This is a genomic window from Bacteroidota bacterium, from assembly GCA_016714535.1.
Taxonomy (GTDB): Bacteria; Bacteroidota; Bacteroidia; order AKYH767-A; family OLB10; genus JADKFV01.
Map to the genome: position 1 here is coordinate 447773 of JADKDR010000002.1, position 21847 is coordinate 469619.

The following is a 21847-nucleotide window of genomic DNA, read 5'->3' on the forward strand; positions in this document are numbered from 1 at the left end:
GAACTGCAAGTGGGATCAATTTGATTGCGGGTTCAGTGGTCAATAGAAGAGTAGTTCTGTAGATCCATTTTTGCTCAGGGTTTGCAATTTAATAATCTAAAAACGGCAAGCCATTTTTTAGGAGTCAACAAATCAACCAACTAAAGAAGCAGCAAAGACAGCATCTTGAATACTTGCTTTTTACTCTACATGATTATCATGCAAGTTGGTTTGAAGTTTATTTCTCCTCATTTTTTTGCTCTTTAACTGCCTCTTTCTTAATTTAAATTGAAATTATTTATCTTTATTTGCCACAGCAATTAAGATATTTGCAAGTGGTTCCGAATTATATTTGTTATGCTGAAAACAAGTTTCCTTTTTTTCTTATTATTCTTTACAAACGTACTTTTTGCTCAAACCATCATTACCGGTAAAGTAACTGATGAACTTACAAATGAACCACTGCCTTTTGTTGCGGTTGTATTTAAAGGGTCGCAGGCCGGTGTCAATACCGATTTTAATGGTGCTTATAGCATCAAAACAAATACCCCTTCCGACAGCTTATTATTCAGTATTGTAGGATATAAGCAAGTAGCCATGCCGGTTAAAAAAAATCAAACCCAGGTTATTAACGTATTAATGAAGGTAAATAGGGTAGAGTTGCTCGAGGTAGTAGTTAAAGCAGGAGAGAACCCTGCTGATATTATGCTTAAAAAAATAATTGAACGCAAAGACGCTAACAATAAACGTAATCTCGAATACTATCAATGCGAGGTATATAGCAAGCTCGAATTTGATATGACTAATATTCCTGACAAAGTTAAAAACTCCAGGGTGGTAAAACCATTTAGTTTCATTTTCGAAAAGATGGATTCATCAGAAAGCAATGAGAAACCTTTTCTTCCATTTTTTATCACTGAAAACCTCAGCGATTTTTATTTTAAAAACAGCCCTAAAACTACTCAGGAAGTAATTAAAGCAAGTAAAGTATCAGGGCTTGAGAATGCTACCGTAACGCAGTTTCTGGGAGATATGTACCAAAATATTAATGTATATAACAATTTTATTTATTTGTTTGGAAAAGATTTTATCAGTCCCATATCGGGATTTGGACAAGCCTATTACAAATATTACTTAACCGATAGTGCATCGTTGGATGGACGGTGGTGTTACAAGATGAAATTTAAGCCACGCAGAAAGCAAGAGCTCACCTTCACAGGAGATTTTTGGGTACACGATACCACATTCGCCATTAAGAAGATGACTATGCGCATTGCCGAAGATGCCAACATTAATTTTATCAACGATATGGCCATAGTGCAGGAATACACTTGCCTGCACGATACCTTGTGGATGCAAAGCCGCGATATTCTTGTAATAGATTTTGCAACCAAAGAAGATGGTCTGGGCATGATTGGCCGTAAGACAGGTTCGTATAAGAAGTATATTGTTAATCAAAAAATAGACGATAAAATTTTTACACCTGCCGAAAATATTCGTGTGCTCGAAGGCAGCGAGAAAAAAGGTGAAGTCTTTTGGAATGATGCGCGGCATGATAGTTTGAACGCACGCGAAAAGCAGATATATGCCATGGTAGACACTATAAAAAGCCTGCCTGCTTTTAAAACGTATGTAGACTTAATTACACTATTTGTTACCGGATACAAAGATTTTGGCGCATTAGAGTTTGGCCCCTACTTTACCTTTGCCAGTTTTAATACCTACGAAGGGTTTCGCCTGCGCTTGGGAGGCCGCACCAGCAATGAGATTAGCGAACGTCTGCAACTGGAGGGATATGTTGCATATGGTTTTAAAGATGAGGATTTTAAATTCGGTGGTGGCTTACGATATATTATTGATCGAAAACCTCGCACTACCATTGGACTCAACTATCGCGATGATATAAGACAATTGGGGCAAAGTGATAATGCTTTTCAGGACGATAATATTTTATCGTCTGTTTTCAGAAGATCGCCTGCTACCAAGCTAACCAAAATTATTACACAGAAAATTTATCTTGAACGCGAATGGTTTGATGGATTTAGTAATCGTATCTCATTTACAAAAAGCGAATTAAGTCCTATTGCGCCTCTAAGTTATGCTTACTATCCCATGAGCGATACGAATGCGGCACCACGCGAATTTCTTAATAGCTCGGAAGTAAGTTTTTATACACGATTTTATTATCGCGAAAAGTTTGTTGCCGGCAAAGTTGACCGCATTAGCATTGGGTCACGATGGCCTATTATTCAAGCTAATTATACAGTTGGACTAAAAGGAGTTCTTAATAGTGATTTTACTTACCATAAAGTAAGCATTCGGGTTACCGATGATATTTCGTTTAAACCCTTTGGATATACCTACATGATTGCAGAAGCAGGAAAAATTTTTGGGACCGTGCCTTATCCTTTGCTCCAAGTACATCAAGGAAACGAATCTTATTTTTATGATTATGCAGCCTACAACCTTATGAATTTTTATGAATTTGTAAGTGATGCCTATTTAAGCGTGATTGCTACCCATCACTTTAATGGAATATTTTTGGACAAATTCCCCCTGTTGCGAAAACTAAAATGGCGTGAGGTAGCCACCGCCCGCATTGTTTATGGAAGCCTTTCCGAAAAAAACAGGTTAATTTTAAAAGACCCGTCTGCATTTAGTTCACTCAAGAGTAAGCCATATTTTGAAACCGGGGTTGGCATAGAAAATATATTTAAAATTATTCGCATCGACTTCCTGTGGCGACAAACGTACATTAACAAAGAATACATTGCTAAGTATAAAGAGCGATTTGGAACATTGAGCAAAGCCCCAGCACAATTTGGTATTCGTGGTAGCTTGCAACTTACCTTTTAATAAACTGCACTTTTGTATTCTAATTAGGCCTTTGGTAAATAATGAATGAATTTGCCGCAACACATGATAAATTAATATAATTTTGGCACGATTAATTCTCCAGACCTTCTATTAAAAAAATCAAAGTATCGAATATGAAAAAAAGTCTTTTAGCCGCAATCTTAATGTTGGTATCGGTTATCACTTTTGCGCAGCAGGCAAGCACTTTGCCCCGTGTAAATGTAAAAAGCTTAAATGGCACAATTGTTACTACCGACAGCATCTCTAATGGCGACAAACCAATGATAGTTAGCTTCTGGGCAACCTGGTGCAAGCCTTGTGTAAATGAGCTTAATGCTATAAGCGAAGTATATACCGAGTGGCAGGAAAAAACAGGAGTTAAAGTTGTGGCTATCTCTATTGATGATGCCCGAACCATGAATAGTGTAAAACCATTTGTAAATGGTAAGGCATGGCCATACGAAGTTTACATTGATGCCAATAGCGATTTTAAACGTGCCCTTAATATTACGAATGTTCCCTTTACTCTGATACTGAATGGTAAGCGCGAAATTATTCATCAGCACACCAGTTATGTTCCCGGTGATGAATTAAAATTGTTAGAAGAGGTAATAAAACTATCGGCTAAAGAATAAGGCTTCAGCCTATAAATTTGTTGTGTGATATAGTTTGCAGAAGAAATGAAATTTTTAATTGCAGGGTTGGGAAATATTGGTGAAGAATACGAATACACCCGACACAACATTGGTTTTAGCATACTCGATAATTGGGCCATGCAGGATAGCCTCACCTTTAAAACGGACCGCCTCGCTATGGTTAGCGAAGCCAAATGGAAAGGCAAAACAGCAATCTTGATTAAACCAACTACATATATGAATCTGAGTGGCAAAGCAGTAAATTATTGGATGCAAACAGAGAGAATTTCAATTCAGAATTTGCTTGTAGTTACCGATGATTTAGCATTGCCATTTGGAACAATTCGCCTTAAAGGAAAGGGCAGCGATGGCGGACACAATGGATTGAAAGATATACAGGCCACCTTGAATACGGTTGATTATGCGCGATTGCGTTTCGGCATAGGAAGCGAATTTGCCAAAGGCCGGCAAGTAAATTATGTGCTGAGCAAATGGAACACCGAAGAACAAAAGGCATTAACCGAACGCATATCGACTGCCACCGATATCATAAAAAGTTTTATGGCTACAGGACTTGAACGTACTATGACCGCATACAATAAAAAATAATATTTCTATGAGCACTACCTCTTCAACCGATACTACAAAACCCGCAACTCCGCCTGCCAAAAAGAAAAGCTGGTGGAAATTAAAGTTGCTTCTGACTTTAGCTGTACTTGCCGCTATTGCCTATTTTATCCTCACCTTTACTTATAGCGAAGGCAGTCGCAGTGGAATACTTATAAAGATTTCGAACAAGGGCTATGTGTTTAAAACTTATGAAGGCGAATTAAATATTTCTGGTTTTGGTGATGATGGACAAGGAAGTTTATTGCCAAATAAGATTTGGGCGTTTTCGGTAAAAAACAAAGAGGTATATCAAAATTTGGAATCGTTTCAAGGTAAGAAAGTAGTATTATTCTATGACGAAGTGATTTACAATTTCCCCTGGCAAGGAGACACCAAATATTTTATTGATAGTGTAGCTCTTGAAAGCAGCATTGCTAATTAATTGAAATTTGCTTAACCAAAAATTAATGCGTTAGGCAACGTTTTTGGAAGGTAATACTTATATTTGTACCAATTAAAACCTAAATGCCTTATGCGCAAACTAATACTTCTGTTTTTACTTGTAATCGGAATGGCCTCAGCCAGTCAGGCTCAGACCATTTTATTTTACGACAACTTTAATACATACGACAGTACTTCAGGACCCAATTATAACGGATGGCAACTAACTTATGTAGGTGCTTTTAGTTATTATACTAGCACACAAAGTTCCGGACCCAGCGGACCAAATTCATATAAATTTGGATGGGACAGCGCAACTGCGGTGTCTCCCGCTTTTGCCAATGCAGATAGTATTACTTATTGGACAAAAGGTAATGGAACCGACTCCTTAAGTACTATGTATGTTTACACAACTACTGATGGAACTACATGGAATTTACTCGATTCATATATTTTCCCTAATCCGCAATCTAATATTCCTGGAGTGTTCAAGCGTTATGCTTTACCTGCAGGTACCATTCATGTGAAGTTCTTTTATGATAAATCAGTTGGTAACATGGCCTTCGATGATTTTTCGGTAATAAAAAATTCAAGCAGCATACCTTCAATTGATAAGTACCGTATGTTTAGCTTGTTTCCTAATCCAAGTAAAGGTGTGGTTCAGCTAACCTTTGCCGATATGCCTTTGCGCGAACCAACCATTCGAGTATATAACATGGTTGGAGGCTTAGTAAAAGATGTTGTTGCCGAAAAAATTGCACCAGGCAAATATTCCTTAAACCTAACTAATAAGGATAATGGCTTTTATTTTATAAAAGTTGAAACTGAGCGAGGTGTTTTTACGCAGCGACTTACCATTAATTAAGCAATCAGCTTTTAGTTATAATATAGTGAAGCCCCGCCATGTGTGGGGCTTTTTCTTTTTGCAAAGGTTGCTATGCCCAAAGTCTTGATTAAATTTGCACTTCGTTAAAAAAAATAGAATGGCAGGATTTATCATGGCTGCGCAATTGATTGGGGCGCTTTCCATATTAGTTACATTACACGAATTAGGACATTTTTGGGCAGCACGTGCCTTTGGAATTAAGGTAGAGAAATTCTATCTCTTTTTTGATGCCTGGAATTTTAAATTATTCAGCAAAAAGTTTGGCGACACCGAGTATGGTATCGGGTGGTTGCCTTTAGGAGGCTACGTAAAAATAGCTGGTATGATTGATGAAAGCATGGATACCGAAGCATTAAAACAACCCGCGCAATCATGGGAGTTTCGCAGCAAGCCTGCCTGGCAGCGTTTGATAGTTATGATAGGTGGAGTAACGATGAATGTAATTCTTGGCGTAGTTATTTTTACATGTCTTCTCTTTTTTCTTAAAAAAGAATTTGCCACGGTAGATGAGGTTAATAAACAGGGTATTGTTGCATATCCTGCAGGGCAAAAAATTGGATTTGAAAACGGTGATAAAATAATTAGCGTAAACGGTAAATCCATTGAAAGGTTTGATGATTTGTATTCGGCCACGGTAATCATGGGTGCTGAAGTAGAAATTGAACGCAATGGAAGTTCAAAAACCATCGAAGTTCCTTCCACATTTTACCGAGACATTGATAAAAGCCTTCGTGCACAATACATAGCACCTGACTCCATCAAGTGCTTTATTAAAAAAGTAACCGAAGAGTCGAATGCTTTTAAAGCCGGCCTTATGGCTGGCGATAAGTTTGTTGCCATAAAATATTCGCGAATAAATAATGCGTGGGATCTGGTTAGCGTGTTACATGCATTTAAAGGTACAACAGTGCCAATAACTATTGAGCGAAAGGGTAGCCCACAAGTCATCAATGTGGAAATAACCCCCGAGGGAAAAATTGGAATTATGCCTCAGGAAAAATGCGATTACAAACAAGACTTTGTAAAACAGCCTTATACCTTAGCCTCTGCTTTTTCATATGGTGTAAAAGATGCATTCGAAGCAATTACAAGCAACATTAAAGGGCTTGGCAAAATTTTTAAAGGCGAAGAAAAGGTAAAAGATTCATTGCAAGGGCCAATAGGTATAGCAACCATATTTGGTGGCGATTTTGATTGGTTACGTTTCTGGACACTAACCGGATTACTAAGCATGGTGCTGGCATTTATGAATATACTTCCAATTCCTGCACTCGATGGTGGACATGTAGTATTTCTATTGTGGGAAGCTATTACACATCGTAAGCTTAGCGATAAGTTTATGGAGCGTGCTCAAATAGTAGGAATGGTTATTCTGCTATCCTTAATGGCTTTCGCTTTTGGGAATGATATTCTTAAAGTGATATCGAAGAATTAATGCTGATTATTATTAATATATTTTGAATTTAGCAGGTATGAATTTTTTATTTGCAAGGCATGTATTTATAGGTAATAGATGCATATGATGGGTTAAAAACATAACTAAGATAATCGTAATTCGTATCAGGAAAACAAATATATAAAACTTGACCTGTTTCTCAAATTGGAAATGCTGTTTAATTTACAACAGCAGCACTTTATTGTTGCAAGGGGCATAAAGCTACCTTACTTCTACCGCACCACCACAAACCTCGTACGCATCTGTCTTTCTCCATTACTTATTACCGCATTGTAAATGCCGTTGGCAAGTTGGTTTATATTTATTTGTTCTTGTGGTGCAATCATTTTTTGCAAATGCACAATACCCTGTGCATCGTATATGGTAAGGGTTACCAGTTTGTTTTGCTTTACAGTTGGCCATGCAAAGGTTACATAATCATCTGCCGGATTTGGAAACGCACTCACCTCATCTTGCTGTGGCAATTCTATTTGACTGGTGAAAATGGTGTTGCCGAGGGAGTCGCATGAAATAAGGCACGAATAATAAGTATTGTTTTTCCAAAAATAGCCACAGTATGCAAATCCCCCATTATAAGTTTGTTTTGCATAGTTTATTACACATGCAGTTTTGAAACTATTTATAGTATCAGCGTTCTGATCTATTAAATAATATTTAAAAGAGCTCACATCACCGGGAAAAATAAAACGATTATAAGATAATGGAAAAATATAGGATTCGTTAGAACCAGCATTTATATTTTTTGTCCATAAAGTATCGCCCGTATTGCGATCTAATTTCATCAATTCGTATTCACCTCTATCACATCCTATTAAATAATTACTGTCTTCACATACAACTCCGGTAGCATACAAGTCTGGCGTAGAGTTATTCCATAAATTGCCGTAGTTTCTATTCCAAATAATGGTTCCATTACTATCTCTTCTTTGCACTTGATATGGGTCAATTAAGCCATCGCTATATCCACATGCGAAATATCCATTGTCTATATCTGGATAAATAAAACCTGCAAATCCGAAATTTGCATAATCGTGCCAAACATCATTAAAATTTGAGTCTAATACCTGAAATGCATAATTGTTAATAGATACATTATTAAGCAAGTATTCGTTATTATTAATTCTTTTAATTAACCTACTGATATCAGTACCTGAGTCAATATATTCAATGGAAGTTATGCTATCTCCATTTAAATCAATAATGGTAAAAGTAATGTTTGGATTGTTGGCATATTTACCAGTGATAATTGCAGAAGTATCGTTTAACATTTCAATGTCACTAGCAATAAAAATATTTTGATAAATCTTTGTCCAAATCTCATTGCCATATTTATCTAACCTATATGCAAAACTAAAATATGTTGGAAGGGTAATACTGATATTATGCATTCCGACTACTAAAAAGCCCGAATCTTTTAATTGAATAAAAGATCGGGCTTCTGATGTTCCACTGATTAGCTTGGTGAAAACAAATGGCGATTGACAAATTACTTTGTACAAAAAATAGCATTGTGAAAAGTAAAATTACTTCATTTTTCATACGTTTTTTTTTTAATTTGTAAATATTAGGGAGAACATTTAATGCAAAGAACAATTTGGGTGTCCGAATTTTTATGTAATTACAAAGTAACGTGATTATTTTTTACAATTGGAAATTTTAATTTTGAATATTTTCGTTTTTTCAAAGAAATACCATTTTTTTTATTCTATGTATTAAGCTCGCGTTAGATTAAGACTATAAAACTGATTGCGAAAAAAAATATGCGAAAAAAAAACAATCAGATAATATTAACCAGGCTCCTAATGCTGATAAAAAGGCGAAATCATTAAATAAATTACCACACCAGTAATTGTTACATACAGCCATATTGGAAAGGTAAATCTTACAAGTTTGCGATGCTTTTCTACTTTGTTATACAAACCATAATAAAATGACAACAGTACCATGGGCATGACCAGCGCAGCAAGTACAATATGCGAAAATAGAATTGCCAGGTAGTAAGGCCTTACAGGATTATCTTTGGGGTAATGTGTTTCGTCACACAGATAATGGTACATAATATACGAAACAAGAAAAAGCGAAGACATGCAAAAAGTAATAATATTGATGCGTTTATGCATTACAATATTCCGTTTCTTGATATAGTAAAATGATAACAAAAGCAACAATGTGCAAGTGCCATTAATAAGTGCATTTAAGGCAGGCAGGTTGTATGCCCATGCGGGCGCATCATCGGGACGGGGCAGCACTTTACGGTTTAGCACAACCACCGTAGCAAACACTACAGCCGAAATAATCATTATCATCCTGAATACCAGTTTTTCGTTCTTCTTCGAGTCCATTTATTTTTTTTTGTAAGTGCCTGTTTAAGATTTATAGTTTGAATTTATTAATAGCGAATATTTTGATTAGCAAGGCATGTTTTGCAGTACAAAGCAACCAACTATGAGCCAAAAACATAACGAAGATAATCGTAATATTCGCCTTAAGGAAACAAATCATATAAATTTTAAACAGGCTCTAATGTAACTTTGCAAAATTGATTATTGCAATTTAATCCTTTGTTTAATAAAGGAATGAATTATGCACAATGTGCTTTGGCAAAATTGAAAATTTCTGCTTATACCTTTGCAATTATGTTGCAATTAAAAACATTATGATAGAGGGCCTTGTTTATAATTGATGATAAAGTTTTCTAAGTTGATGTTGGTAAATCTGCAACAAATGTCTCACGTTTTTTTTAAGCCTAAAGGTGGGGTGGGTGTTAAGCTCTAGTAACCATGGAGGTTTTGGCGTTTTTTTAAAAAAGGTGTAGGTATATGCAACAAAAAAAAAGGTCACAATGCAAAGTAATTTTTAATTTCGCATCTCCAAAAAAGTAAAAATGTCAAAATATTCATTTGCCGACAGGCACCTAGGCTGCAATGCTTCAGATATACAGGCAATGCTAAACACCATCGGAGTAAAATCTGTGGAAGAACTTATTGATAAAACCATACCACCGGCAATTCGCCTTAGCGAAGATGTTGTGCTTCCTCCTGCAATGGATGAGAAGGAGTATCTGCAATACATTAGGGAGTTGGCAAATAAAAATAAAGTGTACAAAAATTACATTGGCTTGGGATATTATGGTACCATCGTTCCCGGGGTAATACTTCGAAATATTTTCGAAAATCCTGCATGGTACACTGCTTACACTCCTTATCAGGCCGAGATTGCGCAAGGCCGTATGGAAGCGTTACTTAATTATCAGACCATGGTGTGCGACCTCACAGCAATGCCATTAGCTAATGCTTCGTTGCTCGATGAAGCTACGGCAGCAGCCGAGGCTATGTCTATGTTTTTTCATTCCAGAAGTAAGGCCAAACAAAGTGCCATGAAGTTTTTTGTGGCCGATAGCTGCTTTCCGCAAACCATTGATGTAATTCTTACCCGTGCACAACCATTGGGAATTGAAGTAATAATAGGCAATCCATTTGAAGAAAAACCTGATCATCAATTTTTTGGCGCGCTCTTACAGTATCCTTGTGCTGATGGAGCCATACTCAATTACGAGTCAATTGTAGCTCAATGGAAGCAAAACGAAATGATGGTAGTTGTAGCAGCCGATTTGCTTAGCCTGACTCTATTAAAACCTCCGGGCGAGTGGGGTGCCGATTGTGTTGTTGGAAATACACAGCGCTTTGGTGTGCCTCTTGGATTTGGCGGACCTCACGCAGCCTTCTTTGCATGCAAAGAAGATTTTAAGCGCGACATACCCGGTCGGTTAATTGGTGTAAGTATTGACGCTGCCGGTAACCGCGCTTTACGTATGGCGCTGCAAACCCGCGAGCAACATATTAAACGCGACAAAGCAACTTCTAATATCTGCACAGCTCAGGTGTTGCTTGCCGTTATGGCAAGTATGTATGGCGTATATCACGGCCCCGATGGGCTTAGGCATATTGCTACAAACATACATCTGCTCACAAAGCTGTTTGCCAATACCATTACATCGCTCGGCTATCATGTGCAAGCTGAAAATTATTTTGACACACTTAAGATACGTGTGCGTTATACACGCGATGCTATTTTAAATGATACAACCAAAGCAGGTTACAACCTGCGTTGGGATAGTGAGGAGGAGTACGTGTATGTTGCTTTTGACGAAACGTCTGGCATTGAAGATGTGCGTAAGCTGGTCGAAATTTTTAGCTCAGCAAATAAATCAAAAGTAGATGTTAGCAAACTTGCACTAGGCACTTCTATGCAAACTGGTGAGGCCTTGCAACGAACAAGCACCTTTATGCAACAAGAGGTATTTAACAGCCATCACATGGAACATGAAATGTTGCGTTACATTAAACACTTGGAATTAAAAGATCTTTCGCTGGTTCACTCTATGATAGCGTTAGGCTCTTGCACCATGAAGCTAAATGCCACTGCTCAAATGGCTCCTTTAAGTTGGGCAGCTTTTAGCAATATCCATCCTTTTGCTCCAGCCAATCAGGTAGAAGGTTATATGGAAATGATTCACAACCTTGAATCGTACCTGAGCAAGATTACTGGATTTGCTGCTACTTCGTTGCAGCCTAATAGTGGCGCACAGGGAGAGTATGCCGGGCTGTTGGTAATTAATGCTTACCTGCAATCGAAAGGACAGGGACATCGCAACATTGCACTCATTCCACAATCGGCTCATGGAACCAATCCGGCAAGTGCTGTTATGTGTGGTATGAAGATAGTAGTAGTGAAGTGTGATGATAAAGGAAACATTGATATCGCTGATTTGCGGGCTAAGGCAGAGCAACACGCTCATGATTTGGCCTGCTTGATGGTTACCTATCCAAGCACACATGGTGTTTACGAAGAGGGCATAAAAGAAATTACTAAAATTATTCATGACAATGGTGGTCAGGTATATATGGATGGTGCTAATATGAACGCACAAGTAGGACTTACCAATCCGGGAATGATTGGTGCCGATGTTTGCCATCTAAATTTACATAAAACTTTCGCTATACCTCATGGTGGTGGAGGCCCGGGCATGGGACCTATCTGTGTTGCTGATCATCTGATGCCGTTTTTACCCGGACATCCATTGGTAAAAACCGGAGGAAGCAAAGCCGTAAAAGCAGTATCGGCTGCGCCTTTTGGTAGTGCAAGTATATTGCATATCAGCTATGCATACATACGCATGTTGGGTGCCGATGGGTTAAAAAAATCTACGCAGCATGCAATTCTTAACGCCAACTATATTAAAGCACGATTAGAAAATCATTACCCCATATTATACAAAGGCACCAACGGATTTTGCGCGCACGAGATGATATTGGATTGTCGCGCATTTAAAAATACAGCAGGCATAGAAGTTACTGATATTGCCAAAAGGCTTATAGACTATGGATTTCATGCACCTACTGTTTCCTTTCCTGTAGCTGGTACACTCATGATAGAACCAACCGAAAGTGAACCCAAAGCAGAGCTCGATCGTTTTTGTGATGCTATGATTGCGATACGCAAGGAGATTGAAATGATAGAGAATGCTACCTGGAGCAAAGAAGATAATCCGCTTATTAATTCTCCGCACACCGCAGCAGAAGTTACTGCTACGGCATGGACACATTCCTATTCGCGCGAGGAGGCTGCTTATCCATTGCCTTATGTGCGACACAGTAAATTTTGGCCAAGTGTAAAGCGTGTTGACAACGCATACGGTGACCGTAACTTAGTGTGCACTTGCTTGCCAATGGAAGAGTATATGAAATAATCAACAGCAGCGTTATTATTCAACAGCTGTTTTAATATCAGAATAAATCAAAACTAAAAGTAAACCATGAATAAATCTTTATTCATGGTTTTTTTAGGAAAATCAAACTAGTATATCCATCGTTCAATTTCGTTCATTAATAATACTTTTTAATAATTGCCTTTCTTCTCTATCATAACCCCTGCCTACAATCGCGAAAAAATGATTGCCATCACTATCAACAGTGTGCTGGCGCAAAAATTTACAGATTGGGAGCTCATTATAATTGACGATGGGAGTAAGGACAAGACACGCGAAGCAGTAAGTACGTTCGAAGATGTGCGTATAAAATATTTTTACCAGAATAATGCTGAACGCAGCGCAGCGCGCAATAACGGGATTAGCAAAGCTACCGGAGAGTTTATTTGCTTTCTTGATAGTGACGATGAATACCTGCCGCAACACTTACAAACGTTTTATGATTATATTGCTTCAAAAAATTTTGAAGCTGCATTTTATTATGCGCCAAGTATAATAAAAAAGCATAGTGGCCAAACGGTAAGCTTAATGTACGATGGCCCAGAGCATGCTGCGCAATGGGCATGGCATGCGCTGTTGCAAAACTGTGGTGTATGCATGCCTCGAGAATTCCTGGATACGCATCAATTCCCTGCTGAATTTAATGTATGGGAAGATATGCATCTGTGGTTACGACTGTTGGTTCAACACAAATTTTACCAACTGCCTGAGCCGCTTGCTGTAGTTCATTATCATGACGACCGTAGCATAAACAATATGTTCGATAATCTCGACACACGTCATATAGATAAGTATGCTGCATGTATCAATCACCTGTTTGAAAATTACGGTAATCTGCTTGCACCAATACTGACACTCGACATGCGCAATCAATTTTTGTTTGATAAGTATATGACCTTTGCAGAGATAGCAGCGCAAAAAGGCAAGCTTGATAAATTTAAGTACTTGCTTCACCGGGCACTCTACTATTTACCACAAAAAAAATATTCAGGGTATGTGTGGAAATTAATTGCCATCTGCTTACGCAATGCGATATTAAAATAACACCTGATTTTGATTACAACTTACTTTAATCATTTTAGTTAGTTTTCAGTTCTTTTCTCGCTTACATTTTCATAAAATACACTGTTGAATTATTTCAATAAATAAAAAATCAAACTACCTTCACGGCATGACAATGATATCTCATCTTACTAAAATGGCGCACTATAATTGTTGGGCAAATGAGAAAGTCGCAACATGGCTTGTTGAAGCAGGTGACGAAGTATGCAATGCAGCAATGATTAGCAGCTTCAATAATATTAGACTTACCGCACAACATATATACGATGCTGAAACTGTATGGATTATGCGCCTTACAGGTCTACAACTTAAATCATGGCCACCAAGCGCAGATTTTAATTTTGGTATTGAAGTGTTTAAAAACATCTGGATTAGTAATAGCAATGAACTTCTTCAAATGGTACTTTCTTTTTCAGAAAGTGATTTGAGCTCCTTGCGCCAATATCCTACAATTAAAAATGATGGCACCTATAGCAGCCTGGTAGCCGATATGCTAATGCATTGCTTTAACCACAGCACCTATCATCGCGGGCAAATAGTTGCCATGCTGCGTCAGCAAGGGTTTGATAAAGTTGAAAGCACCGATTTTATAACCTTTACAAGGCTGTAATACATACAGGCTCTAAATAATAGCATTTCAAGTGTCTTGAATGTTAAATTAATCAGGCAAAAGCGCGATTTAACCATAGGAGGCTTAATATTTGTTATTTTGGATACCGTATTTATATCTCCACCACTTGTTAATAAAAGATAAATTGTATTTTTGACGTCCCTCAAAAGAACTCAACAGATTGTTATGAATAGAAAAGTATTGGTATTATTAGCGCTCATCATTATTCCGGATCTTGCATTTAGTCAATACAAAGCCAAGCGCAGAAGTGTGAGTAAGCGCTGGAAATCATACCGTTACGAATTTGATTTCGGTATAGGTGCCAGCAATTTTTTAGGCGATTTGGGTGGAGCAAATCAAATTGGCACCAATTATTTTCGTGACCTTGAATTTTCTATGACGCGCGTAGCAGCGCAGATAGGAATGAGGTATCGTATTTCCCCAACTTTTGCCATTCATCCTCATATATATTATGGGAAAATAGCCGGAGATGATAAACTTACCGATGAGTTTTACCGCAATTATCGTAACCTCAATTTTAAATCGAATGTATGGGAAGCTAGTATCAATTTTGAAGCTTTCCTGTTGCGCGAGCAGATGGGCCACCGATATAAACTTAGAGGAGTGCGTGGCCGCAAGAGCTCTGAAACCGGACTATATATTTTTGCAGGTATTGGTGGTTTTTATTTTAACCCCAAAGGTCAATTGGGCAATACCTGGTATAACTTGCATCCCCTGCACACCGAAGGCCAGAATTTGGTAGAAACACGGAAGCATTACAGGCGGATTCAATTAACCATACCCGTAGGCATGGGAGTAAAATATCAGTTCGACCGCAGGGTAGGAATGACCTTTGAATACGGTATTCGTAAAACATTTACCGATTATATGGATGATGTTTCGAAAACATACTACGATAAAACTGCCCTTGAGCAAAACTTCGGAACTTTGTCGCCCCAGCTAAGCGACAAGTCGGATGGCGCATGGCCAAATACCGGTGGAACCGGGGCAGGGCAACAACGTGGCGACCCCCGCGATAAGGACTCTTACATGATGGCCATTATTAGCATTACTTATAAGTTGCACCGTGGCAGGGTTAACTATCCTATTTTCTAATCTTTTTTAATTTTTACATTATCTCTTTTTAGTAAAAAGGATAATTGTGAGTTTGCAAGAAAATAAATGACTCGCTTTTTGCGTTATTTGTGCCCAATGTTGAAATGTGGTTTAATAGTATTTTTTGCATTCGTTTTTAGTGTAAGCCTAATGGGCCAAAGTTCTGAAATCGCCATATTTGGAGGTACTGCAACTGCTAAAACCGATATTAACCGAAGTATGTTTGTAGTGCATAAAGTTTACCCTGCTTTTGGCTTGTATTACCGGCATTGCTTTAATAATCACTGGTCATACAGGTTGTCAGTTGTACGGGCTAAAGTATATGGTAACGATGCCCTTACCAATTCGGCTTATTTTAAAAATAGAAATCTAAATTATTTTAGTCCTATTACCGAGTTTGGTGCTAATCTGGAGTTCAACTTTTTTCAATTTCAGGTTGCCAACCCACGAAGCACGATAACTCCATTTATCAGCGCTGGTTTCAATATATTCAGATTTAATCCCAAAACTAATTATAATGGCGATGTTGTTTTGTTGCAGCCCCTCGGTACCGAAGGCCAGGGCACATCAATTACTGGGGCCAAAGGCAAGTATAAGCGCACATCCACTTCGTTTTCGATGGGTGGTGGCATTAAAATAAGGCTTGCTAATCGTTGGGGAATAACACTTGATGGAATGGGTCGTAAAGCAAGTACCGACTATTTAGATGATGTAAGCACCAACTATGCTGACAAAGTTATTTTGGCTGCAGAGAATGGCGCACTTGCAGCGGCTTTAAGCGATCTAAGCAAAGATCAGCTAAACAACAATGTGGCATTGAGGCAAAGGGGCAACAGCACCGAAAAAGATTGGTATTTTATTGGTGGGCTGAGCATATCTTTTACTCTAAAAAAAGACTATCATAATATTTGCAAGCCATTCCGTGTAAAGTTACATTAAGGTGGTTTAATTATTTTTAAATAAAAAGTAGCTGTGCATTCGAATAGTGTACATTTGCGCTCCCTTTTTTTAATATGAGTTATAAGGATAAACTAGTCAAGGATAAATTGCCAAAGCACGTAGCTATTATAATGGATGGCAACGGGCGCTGGGCAAAGCAACAGGGCAAAATGCGTGTCTTTGGACATCAGGCCGGAGTTAAGTCGGTACGCGAGGCTGTAGAAGCTGCTGCCGAGGCAGGCATTCAGTACCTCACCTTGTATGCTTTTAGTACCGAAAATTGGTCGCGAACATCATTTGAAGTAAATGCGCTGATGGAATTATTGATTAAATCTCTCATTAACGAATTTAAAACCCTCATGCAAAATGATATCAAGTTATTGACCATTGGTAATACACAAGACCTTCCAGAATCAGCAAGAAAAAAATTACTTGAAACCATACAACAAACTGCCAATAACAAGCGTCTTACACTTGTGCTAGCCTTAAGCTACAGCAGCAAGTGGGAAATTACTGAGGCCATTAAAAAAATTGCTGCTCAGGCTAAAGAGGGAATAATTAAAATTGGCGATATTAATTCTTCAACTATCGATAGTTACCTTACTACGGCCGGCATTCCCGACCCGGAACTAATGATACGAACCAGTGGTGAGTATCGTATAAGTAATTTCATGCTGTGGCAACTTGCATATGCCGAATTGTATTTTACTAAAAAATTCTGGCCGGAGTTTTCAAAGGAAGATTTTTTTGAAGCTGTGGTAGATTTTCAAAATAGAGAGAGGCGATTTGGAGGAGCACAAGAGGAATAATTTTTAAAAATAAAATTGATAGTTTTGAGTAATAAGCATTCATACCTGGCGCATTTCTTTACACTAACATTGATAACCATGTTCGTGGGGTATAGTGATGTAAATGCACAGGTGCAACTTGGTCGCGATACAATAATTAAAATAGATTACAGCAATCCGCTAGAGTATGAAATAGGCGGTGTAACCGTGTCGGGCTTAAGGTTTTTAGATGAACGCGCGTTAATTACCATTAGTGGGTTAGAGGTAGGAAGTAAAATAAGGGTGCCGGGCGACCGCATTGCAAAGGCCATCGAAAGTTTATGGAAACAAGGGATACTTGATGATGTGAAAATTGTTGTAACTGAAATAAAGGGCGAAAACATTTTTCTCGAATTGCAATTAGCTGAAAAGCCTCAACTTACCCGATATAAATTTACCGGGGTCACCAAATCGGAAGCAGATAAGTTGCGCGAAAAGTTGGGTTTGAAACCGGGCAATATCATAACCGAAGCATTAAAGAAAACTACGAGCGGTATTGTAAAAAATTATTTTGTTGATAAAGGATTTTTAAAAGCTACGTGTAATATTACTACAGCGTTAGACTCTATTACCCGCAATGGCGAAATCATGTTTATCAATATTTCGAAAAGCAGCAAAACGAAAATAAACAAGATTTATATTGAAGGAAACAGCGAGTTAAAAGACATTAAAATAAAACGAAAGCTAAAAGACACTAAGGAAAGGCATTGGTATCGCCTTTTTAAAACATCCAAATATATTGAGTCAAATCTGGAAGAAGATATAGAGGCAGTAATAGCCAAATACCAGGAGCGCGGTTTGCGCGATGCTAATCTTGTTTCGCATAGCATAAAAGATTATGATGCGAAGTCCATCGATTTAACCCTTACCGTATATGAAGGTCCTAAATACTATTTCAGAAATATTACCTGGATAGGAAATACCAAATACCGTAGTGGACAGCTAGATACTGTATTGAATATTAAGAAGGGAGATATATACAATCAAAAGCAACTTGACGAAGCATTATACATGAGTCAAAGTGGCCGCGATATACAGTCGTTATATATGGACGATGGATATCTTTTTTCAGCATTACTCCGGTAGAGGTGCGTGTAGAAAATGATAGCATCGATCTTGAAATGCGCTTATACGAAGGTAAGCAAGCCACTATCAACAAGGTATATATACGTGGCAATACCAAAACCAACGATCGCGTGGTGTTGCGCGAAATACGCACGCAGCCCGGTCAATTGTTTAATAGAAGTGATGTAATACGTACCGTAAGAGAATTGGCACAACTTGGCTATTTCGATCAGGAAAAACTAAATCCATCACCCAAGGCAAACACGGTTGATGGTAGCGTAGATATGGAGTATAATGTGGAAGAGCGCCCATCCGACCAATTGCAGTTATCAGGAGGCTATGGCAATAATCAACTTGTAGGAACCCTGGGCTTATCGTTTACCAATTTCTCGGCACGTAATATTTTTAAAGGCAAGGAGTACACACCACTGCCGGCAGGCGATGGTCAGCGTTTGTCCATTCAGGCGCAATCGTCAGGAAGGAATTTTCAATCCTATAATCTATCCTTTACTGAGCCTTGGCTTGGTGGTAAAAAACCAAATGCGTTTACAGCTACTATATATCACTCAAGGTCTAATTCATTTTCAGGAGGCTCTAACTTAAGATTAAGTGGTTTAACATTTGGACTGGGGAAACGAATTCGCTGGCCAGACGATTTTTTTAGCCTCTACTACGATATTGGATTTAATATCATCGAAGTAGTTACGCCTGAAGGTAGTATACCAACATACCAATTTGAAAATGGAACAATAAGTAATGGTACTTCCAACAATTTTAATTTGGGTGTTTCGCTATCGCGTAACTCTATTGATGCACCCATCTACCCTCGCAGAGGGGGGTCATTTGCCGCCTCAGTAAGTGCTACACCGCCTTATTCGTTCTTCAATTCTATCGATTATAAAACAGCATCAGCTTCCGAAAAATTTAAGTGGATCGAATATCATAAGTGGAAATTTACAAGTAGTTGGTTTACCAAAATTGCCGATAATCTTGTTGTTGCAGCCCGCATGCAGTATGGGTTTCTGGGAATCTATAACCGTGCAGTTGGTGCTTCCCCATTCGAGCGGTTTTTTATTGGTGGAGATGGAATGACCGGATTTAATTTTTTTGAAAGTCGCGAAATAATTTCGATGCGCGGCTATGATCAAAATGATTTAACCCCACTATCAAACAGGCAAGCTGCCGGTGCAACTATCTATACCAAATATACCATGGAGTTGCGGTACCCCGTATCTCTAAATCCCAATGCCACCATTTACATTTTAGGTTTTGCCGAAGCCGGAAACGGATTTTTAAAGTTTCGCGATTTTTCTCCTTTCAATGTAAAGCGTGCTGCCGGTGCTGGTGTCCGTATTTTCTTACCTATGTTTGGCCTTCTTGGCCTCGATTGGGGTTATGGTTTCGATAATCCATATGGTACAACGCAAGCACGTAAGAGTGGCTTACAGTTTACTATCGGGCAGCAATTTTAAATTGGTCTATCGTGTTATTTCATTACTGAAATACAATTCATAAATAGAAAGTTTATTTCAGGTGCCGAAGTCATACCCTGTGCCGGGAATTTTATAACCTGTTTGCTCTTTCTTATCCCTATCAAATATCAAAACATAAATAATATGGATATCGATAGTTTTATTTATTTTTGAGAAATAATAATACTCCGCACAATGAAAAATTTTCTTCTTGCTATCGCATTCTGTGCAAGCTTAAATTCGTTTGCTCAAAATTTAGTGCTCAATGCAGGCTTCGAAACTGCAAACGTTGGATTGCCCTTTGGAAGTCCTATCCCATTTTTTCCTAACGTATTAGACAATTGGAGTGCAGTTAATGTTGATGGCGAGTTCATGTTTGATCTTAGCCTTGCTCATTCCGGCACCGGATTCTTAAGCGTACTCAATAATCCTAATGGAAACCCACAATTGCCATGGCTTGGTACAACAAATAATGGTAATGGATTTGACAGAGTAATGCAGGTTGTAAATGTAATGCCCAACACAACGTATCAACTTTCGTTTTGGGTACGACATGGCGATGGATTGCGCTATGGAGGCTATGATGATGGAACCTTGCTTGTTGAGGTTGAAGAGTTTACCGCAGTTCAACAAGTGATTGATTCTTTTCATATTGATTTGACAACTGCATGGACATCCTATCAATACTCGTTTACCACCTTGCCCGGTACTACATCCATCGCATTATTGTTTTCATGTTTTGGAGTGGATGCAGCCGATGCCTGGATTGATGATGTTGAAGTTTCAATTCAAGGCGGTGCCGCACCGGTTGTAAATTTTTCAAGTACCGATTCTGTTTTTTGCGATAAGCAGTGTATTAACTTCAACGACTTGTCAACCAATTCACCTACCTCATGGTCGTGGGCTTTTACCGGTGCAAATCCACCAACAAGCACCGATCAAAATCCAACTGCAATCTGCTATAATACCTATGGTACTTTTAATGTAGAGCTAATTGCATGCAATGCTGTTGGTTGCGATACCTTATTAATTTCAAATTTTATAACCGAATTTCAATTACCACCCGCACCAACTATCACCTTAGTAAACGATACACTCTATTGTTCTGCTGCTTTTCAGTACCAGTGGTTTAATATTGATAGTGGATTTATCATTTTAGGCACTAATAATTATTTTGTGCCCGTAGCGCCAGGAAATTATTATGCTTTAATTTCGGATAGCAATGGCTGTCAATCGCCAAGCAATGTAATAGGCGTAACGGTAGGTATATACGATCATAATGCAAGCCAGCAATTGATTATACATAATCAGGCAGACAATATGGTATTGCTGCCTGAGGGCCTTAATAGTACAAGTGCATTTATTTTTGGTTCCGATGGCAGGCATTATAGTGCCCGCATAGCCAATGGAACTATTGATATTTCGCATTTAGCAGCAGGAGCATATGTGCTGATTTTAAAAACACCTAAACAACGATACTCTTATAAATTGATAAAAACTAAAACCGATTAATAGCTATGAATAATTTTACCAATTGTTTAATTACCGTTTATGCCATTTGCTTACTAAGCAGTTGCGCAAGTGATAATACTCAAACAACGGACGTTGCCACAAACACCGTTGCACCTGCACCTATCGATCCGGGCTTTGCACCCAACTTGGGCGGAGGTGCCGCCAATACAAACATGGCCCCTGCGCCAAATCCCGCTGCAGCAGTTGGTGCCGCTCCAAGCACAAATCTGGTTGCAGGCAAAGAAAGAGGTTCGCATTTTACCTGCCCCAAATACTGCACCGGCAGTGGTGCCGAAACCAATGGCATTTGTCCTGTATGTAAGTCAGCTTATGTACATAATGAAAACAGTGATGGCCACCGTGCAGAATTGGCTCGCGTAGCAGCTGCTAATGATCCTTCTATATTGCGTATGCAATTTAAAGATACGGTTTACTCAATGCCTAAAGGCAATGAGTATGAAAAAAAGGCACATTACATTTGTGAAAAAAGTTGCAAAGGAAGTGGCAATGAGTTCATGGGTAATTGTAGTGTTTGCAATGCTGCATACAAGCATAATGATAACAGTTATCATCATGAGGCGATGAATAAGTACGGCTTTAAGGAAGGACAATAAT

At 38.4% G+C, this 21847-nt stretch carries 18 protein-coding genes; 16 read left to right on the plus strand and 2 right to left on the minus strand.

Translation table 11 applies throughout. From position 1 onward, the window contains the following. The first annotated feature begins 336 nt into the window (after positions 1 to 336). The 6 genes from IPO27_04950 (at position 337) to rseP (ending at position 6841) form a co-directional block, all read left to right on the plus strand. Positions 337 to 2835, plus strand: a complete 2499-nt coding sequence (locus IPO27_04950; protein MBK8845944.1) for a carboxypeptidase-like regulatory domain-containing protein — start codon at positions 337 to 339, stop codon at positions 2833 to 2835. Positions 2836 to 2969: 134 nt separating this feature from the next. Then, entirely contained in the window at positions 2970 to 3470 is a 501-nt protein-coding gene (locus IPO27_04955) for a TlpA family protein disulfide reductase (protein ID MBK8845945.1), read from the plus strand. Positions 3471 to 3515: 45 nt separating this feature from the next. Then, positions 3516 to 4079: an aminoacyl-tRNA hydrolase gene (locus IPO27_04960; GenBank protein ID MBK8845946.1), complete on the plus strand. Its 564-nt coding sequence runs from the start codon at positions 3516 to 3518 to the stop codon at positions 4077 to 4079. A gap of 85 nt (positions 4080 to 4164) precedes the next feature. Then, positions 4165 to 4521 carry a 6-phosphogluconate dehydrogenase gene (locus IPO27_04965; protein MBK8845947.1) on the plus strand — a complete coding sequence of 119 codons (357 nt, stop codon included), beginning with the start codon at positions 4165 to 4167 and terminating at the stop codon, positions 4519 to 4521. Between the two features lie 90 nt (positions 4522 to 4611). Beyond that, positions 4612 to 5385, plus strand: a complete 774-nt coding sequence (locus tag IPO27_04970; protein ID MBK8845948.1) for a T9SS type A sorting domain-containing protein — start codon at positions 4612 to 4614, stop codon at positions 5383 to 5385. A gap of 118 nt (positions 5386 to 5503) precedes the next feature. Next, positions 5504 to 6841, plus strand: a complete 1338-nt coding sequence (gene rseP, locus IPO27_04975) for an RIP metalloprotease RseP (protein MBK8845949.1) — start codon at positions 5504 to 5506, stop codon at positions 6839 to 6841. A gap of 233 nt (positions 6842 to 7074) precedes the next feature. On the opposite strand, the gene IPO27_04980 is transcribed toward rseP, so the two are convergent. Beyond that, complete coding sequence (locus tag IPO27_04980; GenBank protein ID MBK8845950.1) at positions 7075 to 8361, minus strand: T9SS type A sorting domain-containing protein; 1287 nt, start codon at positions 8359 to 8361, stop codon at positions 7075 to 7077. Between the two features lie 300 nt (positions 8362 to 8661). Next, positions 8662 to 9204, minus strand: a complete 543-nt coding sequence (locus IPO27_04985) for a DUF420 domain-containing protein (GenBank protein MBK8845951.1) — start codon at positions 9202 to 9204, stop codon at positions 8662 to 8664. Between the two features lie 542 nt (positions 9205 to 9746). On the opposite strand from IPO27_04985, the gene gcvP reads away from it, so the two are divergent. The 10 genes from gcvP to IPO27_05035 all read left to right on the plus strand — a co-directional run bounded on the left by gcvP (position 9747) and on the right by IPO27_05035 (position 21846). Then, positions 9747 to 12611: an aminomethyl-transferring glycine dehydrogenase gene (gcvP, locus tag IPO27_04990; GenBank protein MBK8845952.1), complete on the plus strand. Its 2865-nt coding sequence runs from the start codon at positions 9747 to 9749 to the stop codon at positions 12609 to 12611. A 156-nt stretch (positions 12612 to 12767) separates the two neighbouring features. Next, positions 12768 to 13673, plus strand: coding sequence for a glycosyltransferase family 2 protein (locus IPO27_04995; GenBank protein MBK8845953.1), 906 nt, complete (start codon positions 12768 to 12770; stop codon positions 13671 to 13673). A gap of 127 nt (positions 13674 to 13800) precedes the next feature. Then, positions 13801 to 14301, plus strand: a complete 501-nt coding sequence (locus IPO27_05000) for a hypothetical protein (GenBank protein MBK8845954.1) — start codon at positions 13801 to 13803, stop codon at positions 14299 to 14301. A gap of 186 nt (positions 14302 to 14487) precedes the next feature. Next, positions 14488 to 15417, plus strand: coding sequence for a hypothetical protein (locus tag IPO27_05005; protein MBK8845955.1), 930 nt, complete (start codon positions 14488 to 14490; stop codon positions 15415 to 15417). Between the two features lie 150 nt (positions 15418 to 15567). Then, positions 15568 to 16356, plus strand: a complete 789-nt coding sequence (locus IPO27_05010) for a hypothetical protein (GenBank protein ID MBK8845956.1) — start codon at positions 15568 to 15570, stop codon at positions 16354 to 16356. A 74-nt stretch (positions 16357 to 16430) separates the two neighbouring features. Next, positions 16431 to 17165 (plus strand): isoprenyl transferase, encoded by a 735-nt coding sequence (locus tag IPO27_05015; protein ID MBK8845957.1) that lies wholly within the window; start codon positions 16431 to 16433, stop codon positions 17163 to 17165. A gap of 24 nt (positions 17166 to 17189) precedes the next feature. Further along, complete coding sequence (locus IPO27_05020; GenBank protein MBK8845958.1) at positions 17190 to 18269, plus strand: hypothetical protein; 1080 nt, start codon at positions 17190 to 17192, stop codon at positions 18267 to 18269. Between the two features lie 2 nt (positions 18270 to 18271). Then, positions 18272 to 19720 carry a BamA/TamA family outer membrane protein gene (locus tag IPO27_05025; protein MBK8845959.1) on the plus strand — a complete coding sequence of 483 codons (1449 nt, stop codon included), beginning with the start codon at positions 18272 to 18274 and terminating at the stop codon, positions 19718 to 19720. 195 nt (positions 19721 to 19915) lie between these two features. Next, positions 19916 to 21232, plus strand: coding sequence for a carbohydrate binding domain-containing protein (locus IPO27_05030; GenBank protein ID MBK8845960.1), 1317 nt, complete (start codon positions 19916 to 19918; stop codon positions 21230 to 21232). Positions 21233 to 21237: 5 nt separating this feature from the next. After that, a complete protein-coding gene (locus IPO27_05035) occupies positions 21238 to 21846 on the plus strand; it encodes a hypothetical protein (protein MBK8845961.1) in 609 nt (202 codons plus the stop codon). Position 21847 lies beyond the last annotated feature (1 nt).